This window comes from Cochleicola gelatinilyticus, from assembly GCF_001637325.1.
Classification (GTDB): domain Bacteria; phylum Bacteroidota; class Bacteroidia; order Flavobacteriales; family Flavobacteriaceae; genus Cochleicola; species Cochleicola gelatinilyticus.
Genome location: NZ_LRXL01000053.1, coordinates 88,369 through 99,864 on the forward strand (window position 1 = coordinate 88,369; position 11,496 = coordinate 99,864).

Here is an 11,496-nt window from a genome sequence, read left to right on the forward strand (position 1 = left end):
ACATATACTGCGTAATAAAAATTTTGAGTGCTGTACGTATCTATAAGTACTTTACTAACGACGTTTCGGTGCTTACAAACACAATAGAGCATATGAAGTAGTCGAAAAATTTTATTTTTTTTGTGAGAGGCGGTTTCTATACGGTACCCTTCTTGCTTTAATAGAGCAGAGAGACTTTCTATAGTTGTTAACGTACCTCCTTGTGCAGAGGGTTTATTTCCTATGTATAATAGTTTTCCTTGTAACATGAATTATAGTGATAAGTCCTAGTCCATAAATAAATGCAGGAGCCGCAATTCGCATTGAGGAATGATTTATTGTTAAAAACCAAAATACTAAAAAGGTATATAGGTAAAGGTTTGATTTGTTTTTAATTCTGAAAACTAAAGGCGTAATTATTAAAATAAGTAGGGCAGATATTCCGAGGATGCCGTGTTCAGATAACGTTCTACTTACTTCATTGTGCGTCGCAGAAAGGCGTCCTGTTTCTTCGAGACGATATTCTTTCATTTTTCCAACTCCAATTCCCACGATGGGATTTTCATAAAAAGCCTGCAATTCGGTAGATACTAACTCACTTCTTCCCGTGGTAAGATCTTCTTTTTCACGTCCAGCCGCATCTTGATTCGCATACCTTTTATCGATAAAACCAACAGTAGCTATCGAAGTTATAACCCAAGTGAATACAACAACGGCCGAAGCAACTAAAATTTTAGGAACTATGCTAACTCTATCTTTTCCTTTCGATTGAATTAAATAGGTCGCCAATAGTAACAAAACACAAACAACCCCTGTAATTACGCCTCCTCGAGAGAAAGTAACGATAGCTCTGTAACCTACCAAACCGAGTAGAGATATATCGATTATATTAATAAATGTATTTCTTATTAATATAAAACGAGAAAATAAAATTAATACGCCAAGCCCCAATATAGTAGCAACTTGATTGGGACCAAAACCACCGGAAGCTGCAAAATTAGAGGCCGTATTTGTTAATACATCTCTAATATTAGGCGTGTACAGATATAAATAGACAGTTGTTGCAATGATGGGAAGAAGTAATGCTAAAAGAATTCCTTGAAACCGCCTCATTGATATCCTCCTGTCATAACAATATAATGCCGAAATTGCTAAGCATAAAGGGCCACTTAAATTAAACCCTATTGCGTTTCCAAATTTTGCTTCATAGTTTAAACTTATAGAAGCCACAAAAATTCCTGGGATTAAGAATAAAATAAATATTACATAAGGCCACGATTTGGTGGTGAAACCTTTAAAGAACATTCCTATTACTAAAAAAATAATAACCATGTATTTAGCAAATTCATAAGAAATTGCCCCACCTGTCATCCTTGAGAAAACTTCAAAACCTGTAACATAGGCTGCTCCTAGCAACACCTCATCTCTTCTATTTCCGTTCGAAAAAACTCGGTATAAGAAATATATAATACCAACCAAAAAGAAAATCTTCGAACTTGCTTCTACTACAAAAACAATTAATCCCATTGCTATGTGCAACATGATAAGACGTATGTAGACACTATTAGAAACTGGAATCTGATTATTTATTTTCAACTTTTATAAAATTTCAATAGTTCGGGAAGTACAGCTTTTAGAGAATACCTCGCTTCAACTTGATTTCGAAATGCTGCTCCATCTTTTTTTCGAAGCGTATCATTTTCTATATAATCTATAAGTGCTGCAGCTAACTGTTGCGAATCTTTTACGGCTACTACTCTCCCAGTATCTTGAATTACTTCTTTACAATATCCTACATTTGTAGTTACCACTGCAAGTCCTGCACCGCCATATTCTAATAGTGCCATAGGCAGCCCTTCGCTATCTGATGACAATACCCCTATTGAAGCTCTATTTAAATATTTGTCTACTGAAGAAACACTTCCGGTAAATTCCACAACCTTAGATAACCCATGCTCTGCAACGTATTGTTTTAGTGATTCAGAATAAAGGTCATTACTATCTTTTCCTATTAACTGAAGCTGCCAATCTTGATGTTGATGATGAACGATACGAAATGCTTCAAGCAAATTTAGATGGTTTTTAGGACTTCGTAAATTTGCTAGGCAAACAATCACTTTTTCTTTATGATTGCGTATAGCTTCAAAGGTATCTAAAAGTACAAAATTGGGAAGGTACATCACTTTTTTGGTTGCAAGATTTTGCAAGCACCAATTTTTAAGTTCGCTATTAACTGTAATAATTCCTTTAAAAAAAAAGGAACAGAAATATAGGGTTTTGTTCTCTGAGCGAGACATTTCTACACGACTTCCTAAATGTTCATGCCAAAACAAAGTAATATTAGGGCATACAATTTTTAGCAACGTAGCAAAGAAAAAAGAGGTGGTGTGGGCATGAACAATTTGAATGTTGTGTAGGCATACAAATTTTCTAAGTCTTAATAAGGCAGAAAAATCTAGTGTTTTTTTCTTGTTTACAAATGTATATTCTACCCTTTCAGAAATAGTCTTTTTTAACAATCCTTCTTTCCTTGTTGCTGCAATTGCCGAAAAATCTGTTGTAGCCGTTGAAGCCAAAGCATTCGCAAAAGTAATGGCTACTCGTTCTGCGCCTCCCCCATCTAAAGAATCTATAAGCTGTAAAACTCGCATTACACTAATTCTTTTATTTGATTCTCAAAATCATCTAATGTATAACGGTGCGACCATATTCGTCCGTTATTAGATAGCTTTTGCAATTCCTTCTCGTTCATTAAGAGTGTCTGTAATGCTTTCACATCGTTATTTAAATCTAATTGTAGTAGCAATCCTCTAGATTCATTATTTAGCATCCATGGCACGCACGATATGGCGGTCACTACAGGAATAACACCCCAGAACATCGCTTCTGCTACAACTTTTGGCCATCCTTCAGATTTAGAGGGTAATAGTAACAAATGGCTTTTTTTATAGGCCTCTTCTACTTCTTGTGCGGATTTATTGCCATGTAACGTAATATGTTCTGAAAGGTTATTATTTAGAATATAAGTTGAAAGCGCTCGCCTTTCTGCCCCATCACCAAACAAATCTAATCTACAAATTATCCCCCTTTTAATTAAAGCTTCTATTAATTGGAGCGCATATAGCGGGCGTTTGCCTTCAGATAAACTTCCTACAAATAGAAAACGATAGGGCGCTGTTATTGTTCGAGAAGTACTTTCTAAGATTTTTTCTTTTCGATAACTCGCAGTAAAAAAAGATTTAATATTCTTTGTTTGTTTTGGCCATACTCCATACACCAATACATTCATATTTTTAGTAAGTGTCGTGTTTTGTAAGATCCATTTCTGTATTCTGTAACTAAGCGGTTGTGTCGCCCTCGGATCCCAATTTCCAGCATATTTAGCCGTCTTAGATTTCTTCGGAAAAAAAATTTGTGCCACACATCCAATTAAGGAGATTGTTCCTGGACAGCGCAAATGGATATGATCTGCCTTGCGCATTTGAATTAAGATTACAAAAAAAATATAAATAGAGGCGCCAAATGCTTTTAAAGCCTGCAAAGGGGTGGCAAATGAAATCCACGGTATGGAAACTATTTGAAGGTCTTTCCTTTTAAAGGAACCTTTTAGTAACGTGTCACTATATTGAGTGGGTGAAACTATGGTAACTTGATCTGCCAAATCGAACCACATATTCATTTCTTTCACATAGGGCGCGTACGAATAATAAAGACCTTCTTCTTGAAGCGTAGGTGCTAATGTGACAACCAAAAATTTCACTTTATATATGCCTTAGAATTGTTATTACTTACCTCTATAGCTGGAACTCCAACAACTGTAGTTTCCTCTGTAACATCTTTTACAACTAACGAGTTTGCACCTATTACAGCACCATCCCCAACTCTAATGTTCCCTACTACTGTTGCGTTTGCGCCAATATACACATTATTACCAAGGATAGGAACTCCACGTTTGGTACCTCTTCCGCTTACCCCAATGGTAACGCCTTGAGAAATATTGCAATTGTTCCCAATTACAGCGTTTGCATTTATAATAATATTTCCGAAATGTCCAACGTAAAATGAGTGTCCAATCGTTGCTGAATACGGAATAGAAATTCCCGTCACAATCTCGATCCATTTCTGACTTATAACTCCTAAAATTAGTAAAGGAACTTTTAAAAATGTAGGCAATTTGCTTCTAAAAACTGCATTATATAAACGATATACACATAATGCCCATAAACCTTGCTGAGTAAATAATACTACCAGCGCAGATTTACCAGAGTATTTCTTGTATTTTTTTAAATCTGAAGAAAACTTACCCATCGGTCTGTATGTGTTTATAAAAAGAGATATTTTCTTCCAGTAATTTTGTTTTATTATAACGTTGCCGAACCAATTCTCCAGCATTTTTTCCTATTTGTTTTGCTTTATTGGGCGCTTCTAGATACCAGCAAATACACTCGGCAATATCGGCAGGATTATAGACATCGCATAATAAACCTGTCTCTTTATGAATAATTGTTTCTGGTCCTGGTCCGTATTTAGAAAAAACAACGGGTTTGTAAAGTAGCATCGCTTCAAGCGATACTAAGCCTTGCGTTTCCATATGTGATGGAAAAACACAGATACTCGCCTCAGCATATTTTGTAGTAAGCAAAGTTCTCGATACACTTCCATGAAACGTCACGTTCTTAAAAAAACTTGCATCATATTTATTGTGTAACATTTCAATGTACGAATCGCCGTTCGGAAAAAACCAGTCTCTTCCATATAAATCTAATCTAACCTCAGGATATTGGGTTCGAACTATCTTAAAAGCTTCCAACAGTTGACGCACCCCTTTCTTCTCGCAAATTGTACCTGCGAATAAAATATGATTTAACCGTTCTGTAACTTTTGGAATTTCAACATCAGTATCGATCATATTCCTTATAATACGCACTGGCTTATTCCGATAATTAAGATACTTCTCTGTATGCTCTTTTACATATTCAGAAATAGCTATAAAACCATCTGCTTTTCTAAAAGATCGTTTTTCTAAAATAGCTTTCCTACGATTAATACCACGTCGTTCAGCTTCAGAAAAAAAATGATGTCCTCCGTGTAACCGTATTATTTTCTTTGCAGGATGTCGTTTAGAAAGTAATGCAAGTCCCGATTCTGGGGTTTCAATTATATCAATTTTTGTTTTTTTATGAATCGAACGAAGCTCCTTATTAAAGGCTTTTGAGTTGTATAAAAAATTGGGTATAACACTTTTATTTTTTGGCAAACGAATAATTTCTACACCGTCATCTTTTAATACCTCTCTTTTAGAAATAGTATTAATTCCTACTATATGTACTTTATGACCATGCTGCACCAAGGTTGTTCCAAAGGTCTGAAGGAATGTCCCCAAACCACCCGAGGTCCAAAGTGGATATTCGTTAGAAAGAAATACAATGTGCATAGATTATTCCTTTAAACAGGCAACTATTTCTGGATCTTTTATAGTTTCCTGCAGGGTGTGAAAGTTTACTATAAGTTCTTGTAACCCTCCTTTATTTTGTTTTTTCAATTGACTTTTTTTCGAAAGATACTGAAACCCAACAAACTCACCAACGCGCTTCATAACCACATTGGTACTTGTCGTTAATTCTTCATACGATATTTCAAGATACTCTCGCGAGCTATACTTTTCTCTAATACGTTTCTCATGAGCTCGCGTATGGTTAAATTCGTGCATAAGCTCTTGTGGATCTATAGAAATTTTTCTTTGTGACTGCCCCTCTTTATACACCCAAGCATCAGTCTCTTCAGCAATTTTTTTCGAAACAATAGAACGTACTATATTATTTCTAACAAGGTGAATAATTTTGATAGAATTGTCTTCTTCAATTTTTTTCCAAACGGTGCGATCATCAGAATCGAAAGGGTGATCGTAAAATAGTTTGAATCCTACGTATTTCACCGATTTCCGTTTACTTCCGAAGAAAGCATTCCATATTTTTAAGGTATTTCTTCCATGCAGCCGCCTAAATATTTCACCTGTAAACTGCACCCCGTACTGATTATTAAGCAAACTTATAAGGTAATTAGAACCTGTACGTGATCTGCAAATTATAACCACTTTCTCATATTTTTTTGTTCCGAAGAAAAACAAATATAATTTTTTAATCTTTCTACGTAAGCGTACTTCCATTTAGCTCTTATTAAGTTTCAACACCCTATTTAAAGATACTGCCAACTGGTCAAAATAAGCATCTTTCGTAAAATAAGATTTCCATAATTCTCGATTCTCTTTTTGAAGAGAGACAAAATCTGAAGCCATTTTATTTCGATGATAAGCTTGAAGTTCCGCTGCAATATTGGCGACTTTTTTCTCTTCTATTATAAAGATGTGATTCTTCCAATTAATTACATCTTCGAAAGGAAGTTTGCAGTCTGTATCTACTAGTATAGGAATGCGACCCATGGCAAGTGTTTCATAAAACCGTACCGAAAAGTTCCCTGTCCCTCGAAGACAAAATGTGTAGGGGTTGTTAAAGATATTTTCATAAAAATCCAAAGAAGTGCGCTTTCTTTCTTCTGAAGTAATCACTCCTGCTCTATATTTTTTTCTGAAAATAAAATTTGTTACAACAGTGTCATTCTTCTGAAGCAACCGCAAATACCGGTATCTTTTTGCGCTCGAAGGATAAAACCTCTGAATATCTGATGGATCTTTCCCCATCATCCGCCGAACATTTCCTTTTACAAATAACAACCATTCCTTTATTTGTTTGGTCACAGCTGCATTAGAGTGCCCTACAAACCCAATAGCTGCTTGATCTTCTTTTTCTAACGGAATAAATGATTCTCCTAAAAAATGCAAAGGATCTTCAATAAACGGAGGCATGATAAACGTATTGGTGTGCATCTTAGATTTAAAACCTCCTAACCGCACCGTATAAATGTCCTCTTTCTTAAAGCTCATTCCATAATCCCCACTTGTAAACAGAAGTATGGGTTTTTTATGGGTACGTGAACGTTTAAAAAAGCTATGAACATACTCTTTCTTTCCTTGTTCATACAAATATTCAACACGTAATGGAAGTATTGTAAAATCACATTCGGCAACCGTTGGCACCAATTTATAGATGGCGTTTATTTTAGAATTAACAACAGCTAATTGCTGTAATAGCGGAAAAACATTTACCGATGTTTCATCCTTCAGTAACTCACTATCGGTATACAGTTTAATCATTACACACCGTATTTTCTGAAAGCAAATAGGTTGCGATCTGTTTCGAACTCTCTGTGAGCGGATGTTCTACAATTACTTTCATCCATTCCTTCTTGTCTTTTCCTATCACCTTAGGACTTTCAAGACCCTGCTGTAACGCTTTATCCCATTCATTTTTATTTTTAATCCAACCTACAGCATCCAAATGAGTCATTGTTCTAAAATGTTGAAATTTATATACAGTGTCTACCGACCAGTCGGGATTTTTAGGAGAATCGTAAAAAATATAAAAACAGGGTTTGTTGTAAACGGCAAAATCATGTGCCATGGTAGACCCAATATTTACGACAAATTCTGAATGCCGCGCTAGATTCACCAACATGGTTAGATCGTCTGTCTTCGGAAAAAACCATCCCCAATTTTTCATAGAAGCTTCCCAGATGGGGTCAAGCGGTATAATAAGTGTTTCAAATTTTTTTAACACAGCATTAAAACGATCTGAAGCATCTACTGGGGCACGCCTAAAAAGTAACTGTGGTCGTCTCTCTTCTGGGATTCGCAATACCGCTTCTGCCATGTGTTCCAAATACTCGGGGTCGTTGGGAGAAGTTAAAACGTCGTCACCGCTATAACATACCCACTTTTTATGAGCATCCAGTCCGTTTTGTTTAGCGAATGAATCTCGGTCTAAAAACAGGTCCTCTTTAAAATAAAACTCAAATTGCGGGGTTCCTGTCACTAGTACAGTTTCCTGATCTATTTCGGGATAGTACTGTTCCATTTCGGTTTTCATATACGAAGACCACACCAAATAAGTATCTGGTTGAACTGCTAACCGGGCTTTTGGTAAATTATCCCAAGAATAAATAGCACTTATTACAGGGATGCCTTCTTTGCGTGCAGCTAAACATATTGGCATAAGCGACGCAACCCGCTGGTGGGTAATAAATATGTTATCTGGAGCCAATTCTTTAAGTTGCTGCTGGTAGGAAGAAATAATCTCTGAAGACCAATTTTCTCTACTTTTCTGTTCGAATTTAAGTATCCGTGCATATCGCTTGGAAGCCCAGCGACCTAAAAATTCTGCCACGGTATATAAAATTTTTAGCTTTCCTTTCTTGTTCTTTTTCCTCCAGCTGCTCATAATCGTAGGGTTCTCCCTATGCTTCGAATTATGGAGTAATCTAGCATATGTAGCCGCTTCCCGATAAAGCCGAGTCCGCAAAGGCTCTTTTGCTAAAACCAACTGTTTTGTTTTAATTGAAATATCATGAAGCGCACCCACCTCGCTAAAAGCAGCTTCAGGAAGTGCCGACCAAAACGTTATATCGGCATCCTCTTTGAGGTGTGTTAACAAATCGGAATACAAGTAATTCTTTATACCAACTCCGTCTGGGACAACAAAAAGTAGCTTTTTTTTCATAGTGTTTTTGCTATGGTCTCAGCTTTTTTCCAATCTGCTTCAGTATCGATATTTACATAGGTTTTAGGATTGCTTTCAAGATACGAAATGGTCGTTCCGAAGAAAGAATTTTGTTCTAACAACACTTCTGTTTTTGTAATATAAATTGAGCCATCACGAATAAAAGATTCTGGTAGCTCTTGTCGTCTTTTAATAATCTCTTTTTCGCCCGTGGCTATTTTTAGAGTTTGCCTGGAGGCTTCAAATACCCAGTGTGGATTGTATTGGTGCGGGACCTTCTGAACAGAGATCAACGAATCGGTTTGCTTTTTTATAAATACGGAAATCGCTTCATCTATAAATAAAGGGCTTCTAAATGGAGTTGTTACTTGAAGTAAACATACTGCATCGAAGTTTTCGCCTTTTATTGAAAGCTCCTTTAAAGCATGTTGTACCACCTCTAATGAACCCGAAGTGTCTTGGGAAAGATAAGCGGGACGCACAAAGGGAACCTCTGCGCCCATTTTAGTTGCCAGTGTTATAAGAGTTTCGTCTTCCGAAGTAAACACAACACGCTCCAGTTTTTCTGATGCTAAAGCAGCTTCTATGGTATATTGTAACAAGGGTTTTCCATTTAAGTCTTTCCGATTTTTATTAGGAATTCCTTTGCTTCCGCCCCGTGCAGGTATGAGTCCGAGGATACGCATTAATAGGTAATGGTTTTATGAAACCTAAGTTCTACACTCGCTAATATTTCAGCGATTTTTTTACCACTGTCACCATTTCCATATATAGAACTCTTTATATTTCTGGGAGCCTCAAGTTGTGATTTTATAGCTTCAGTTATTGCTTCTTCTTCATAGGCAACATCGATCACATTCTCGCCCCGGAGACGTCTGTTTTGTCGCGTTCCTATGTTTACTACTGGAACTCCTAAAAAAGAACATTCTCTAATACCAACACTACTGTTACCTACTAAGCAGTCACTGTTTACAAGAAGTTTTAAAAAATCGTGGGGTTCCATATTCTTAAAAAAGTGAATATTCTTCGGACTATTGTTTTCTCGGTAGGAACGAATTCCATTAGAAGTTCCGTCGGCACCTGCATCTACATTAGGCCAAAACCAAAACGTTGGAATATTTAGTTTATCTACTGCTTTTAACGTTTTTAGCACATCTTTTTTTGCTTGATCGTATTCAGTCGTTACGGGGTGTTGCATAACTACAATATATCCTTCTTTAAACGAAACTTGTTCTCCTACTCCACCATATTTTTTTAATGGGTCGAAATCTAGTTTAGAATCTTCTAATACCGTTGCCGCAATATCGATAGAAGGACACCCTGTATTAAAAACATAGGCTTCATCTTCTCCCATTTTTATAACGCGTTCTTTTGCATCTTGAGAAGTTACAAAATGAATATCTGCTAATTTGGTATTCGCATGTCGTACTTTTTCGTCTATATTTCCTGTCACTTCTCCTCCTTGTAAATGTATAAGTGGAATGTTTTGGTAGGCAGCAGCAATAGAAGTTGCTATCGTTTCAAAACGGTCGGCAATGGTGAGCACAGCATCGGGTTGTAGGTTATAAAACACATTCGCCAGCTCCATAACACCCAACCCTGTGGTTTTTGCCATTGCGGTTTTATTCTCGCCTTCAAGTACCATAAATACTTTTTCATGAATTGTAAACCCATCATTTTCAATAAAATCGACCGCATTTCCATAACGATCTAATAATGCCGAACCCGCAACCACTAATTGTAATTCTAATTCGGGATGTTCTTTAATTGCCTGTAAAGCGGTTTTTACCCGACTGTACGAAGGTCTGGCGGTTATTACAGCACAAATTTTACGTTTAGACATATCTTTTATATTCGATTGGAAGTTGTTTTATTCTGAAACTATAGAACTTTCAGTAAGAAAATCCCATTGATCTAAGTCTTTCGCTACTTTTTTTCCGATAACCGATTGATAGTTCGCGGCATCTATTCCGAAGCCTTTAGGTTTTTTAGCCTCTAAATCTTCGAAGGTAATGGTAGCTCCTTTTTTTAATGCTTTATTCACCGACAATGATTTTTCGAAAATTGATTTCAATTCTGAAAAAGCTGAATTATCTGTTTTATCTACTGGATTTTGTAAAGCTTGTGAGATTGCGTTCGCTCCATCTACCAATTGTTTTGCCTGTTTCATGGTTAATGAAGAAGAAACATCGGGTCCAAATTGCTCCCGATCGAACACTACATGGAACTCTAAAATTTCTGCTCCTAGTGCGACAGCAGCAATTCCGGCAGATACCGTTGCAGAATGATCTGAAAATCCGACAGGAACTTTAAATCGCTCTTTTAATTCGGAAATAACATTGAAGCCATATTGCTCGGGTTGCGTGGGGTAACTTGTTGTACATTGAAGGATTGAAAAATCAGCCTTATGCTTTTTCAAAAATTGAACAGATTTTTCCAACTCATCGAACGAACTCATCCCGCTTGAGATGATAATAGGTTTCTTCGTATCGATTACTTTTTTCAGTAATAAAAAATTTGTCACTTCTCCACTCCCAATCTTGTATTGTTGTACTCCAGCATGTTCTAGAACCTCAACAGCAGCATTGCTAAAAGGACTACTAATAAAAATAAGTCCTACCTCTGCACAGTGTTTGCCAATTTCTACCCATGCTTCACGGCTAAACTCCATTCGTTTCCAATAATCGAAACGTGTTGCATCTTGTTTAGAAAACTTAACACGAAAGGGTTCGTGAATACTGCTCTCTGCGTCGGCAATATGAGTTTGAAATTTAATCGCCTTAGCTCCGGTACGGGCGACCGCATCGATATATGCATGCAGCATCCCGAGACTTCCGTCGTGTGCTTGACCTATTTCAGCGATGGTTAACATGGACTCTAATTGATTTGAGGGTTCGAACAATAG

General features: G+C 36.7%; 11 protein-coding genes. All 11 read right to left on the reverse strand.

Translation table 11 applies throughout. The features are described 5' to 3' along the window. Window positions 1–213: 213 nt before the first annotated feature. Genes ULVI_RS14735 through ULVI_RS14785 form a run of 11 tightly spaced genes read right to left on the reverse strand, consistent with a single transcriptional unit; the run spans window position 214 to window position 11,463 of the window. Window positions 214–1,575, reverse strand: a complete 1,362-nt coding sequence (locus tag ULVI_RS14735; protein ID WP_241781001.1) for an O-antigen ligase family protein — start codon at window positions 1,573–1,575, stop codon at window positions 214–216. Continuing rightward, window positions 1,572–2,630, reverse strand: a complete 1,059-nt coding sequence (locus ULVI_RS14740; protein WP_068593570.1) for a glycosyltransferase family 4 protein — start codon at window positions 2,628–2,630, stop codon at window positions 1,572–1,574. The genes ULVI_RS14735 and ULVI_RS14740 overlap by 4 nt, the downstream gene beginning before the upstream one ends. Next, entirely contained in the window at window positions 2,630–3,739 is a 1,110-nt protein-coding gene (locus tag ULVI_RS14745) for a glycosyltransferase family 4 protein (protein WP_068593571.1), read from the reverse strand. The genes ULVI_RS14740 and ULVI_RS14745 overlap by 1 nt, the downstream gene beginning before the upstream one ends. Beyond that, entirely contained in the window at window positions 3,736–4,287 is a 552-nt protein-coding gene (locus ULVI_RS14750) for a serine O-acetyltransferase (RefSeq protein ID WP_068593572.1), read from the reverse strand. Before ULVI_RS14750 ends, ULVI_RS14745 begins: the two co-directional genes overlap by 4 nt. After that, entirely contained in the window at window positions 4,280–5,413 is a 1,134-nt protein-coding gene (locus ULVI_RS14755) for a glycosyltransferase family 4 protein (RefSeq protein WP_068593573.1), read from the reverse strand. Before ULVI_RS14755 ends, ULVI_RS14750 begins: the two co-directional genes overlap by 8 nt. Window positions 5,414–5,416: 3 nt before the next feature. Next, window positions 5,417–6,145, reverse strand: a complete 729-nt coding sequence (locus tag ULVI_RS14760) for a hypothetical protein (RefSeq protein WP_068593574.1) — start codon at window positions 6,143–6,145, stop codon at window positions 5,417–5,419. Beyond that, window positions 6,146–7,189, reverse strand: a complete 1,044-nt coding sequence (locus ULVI_RS14765; protein WP_068593575.1) for an exostosin domain-containing protein — start codon at window positions 7,187–7,189, stop codon at window positions 6,146–6,148. It abuts the gene before it with no gap. Continuing rightward, window positions 7,182–8,591, reverse strand: coding sequence for a hypothetical protein (locus ULVI_RS14770; RefSeq protein WP_068593576.1), 1,410 nt, complete (start codon window positions 8,589–8,591; stop codon window positions 7,182–7,184). Before ULVI_RS14770 ends, ULVI_RS14765 begins: the two co-directional genes overlap by 8 nt. Then, window positions 8,588–9,277 carry an acylneuraminate cytidylyltransferase family protein gene (locus ULVI_RS14775; protein ID WP_068593577.1) on the reverse strand — a complete coding sequence of 230 codons (690 nt, stop codon included), beginning with the start codon at window positions 9,275–9,277 and terminating at the stop codon, window positions 8,588–8,590. Before ULVI_RS14775 ends, ULVI_RS14770 begins: the two co-directional genes overlap by 4 nt. Next, on the reverse strand, window positions 9,277–10,434 hold the full coding sequence (gene neuC / locus ULVI_RS14780) for a UDP-N-acetylglucosamine 2-epimerase (protein ID WP_068593578.1): 1,158 nt from the start codon (window positions 10,432–10,434) through the stop codon (window positions 9,277–9,279). Before neuC ends, ULVI_RS14775 begins: the two co-directional genes overlap by 1 nt. A gap of 27 nt (window positions 10,435–10,461) precedes the next feature. Then, entirely contained in the window at window positions 10,462–11,463 is a 1,002-nt protein-coding gene (locus ULVI_RS14785) for an N-acetylneuraminate synthase family protein (RefSeq protein WP_068593579.1), read from the reverse strand. Window positions 11,464–11,496 lie beyond the last annotated feature (33 nt).

What these genes read in the sequence shown, in the direction of transcription:
- ULVI_RS14740 (WP_068593570.1), bottom strand. Translation starts at nt 2,630, where the DNA reads ATGCGAGTTTTACAGCTTATAGATTCTTTAGATGGGGGAGGCGCAGAA.
- ULVI_RS14750 (WP_068593572.1), bottom strand. Translation starts at nt 4,287, where the DNA reads ATGGGTAAGTTTTCTTCAGATTTAAAAAAATACAAGAAATACTCTGGT.
- ULVI_RS14755 (WP_068593573.1), bottom strand. Translation starts at nt 5,413, where the DNA reads ATGCACATTGTATTTCTTTCTAACGAATATCCACTTTGGACCTCGGGT.
- ULVI_RS14760 (WP_068593574.1), bottom strand. Translation starts at nt 6,145, where the DNA reads ATGGAAGTACGCTTACGTAGAAAGATTAAAAAATTATATTTGTTTTTC.
- ULVI_RS14765 (WP_068593575.1), bottom strand. Translation starts at nt 7,189, where the DNA reads ATGATTAAACTGTATACCGATAGTGAGTTACTGAAGGATGAAACATCG.
- ULVI_RS14770 (WP_068593576.1), bottom strand. Translation starts at nt 8,591, where the DNA reads ATGAAAAAAAAGCTACTTTTTGTTGTCCCAGACGGAGTTGGTATAAAG.
- ULVI_RS14775 (WP_068593577.1), bottom strand. Translation starts at nt 9,277, where the DNA reads ATGCGTATCCTCGGACTCATACCTGCACGGGGCGGAAGCAAAGGAATT.
- neuC (WP_068593578.1), bottom strand. Translation starts at nt 10,434, where the DNA reads ATGTCTAAACGTAAAATTTGTGCTGTAATAACCGCCAGACCTTCGTAC.
- ULVI_RS14785 (WP_068593579.1), bottom strand. Translation starts at nt 11,463, where the DNA reads ATGTTAACCATCGCTGAAATAGGTCAAGCACACGACGGAAGTCTCGGG.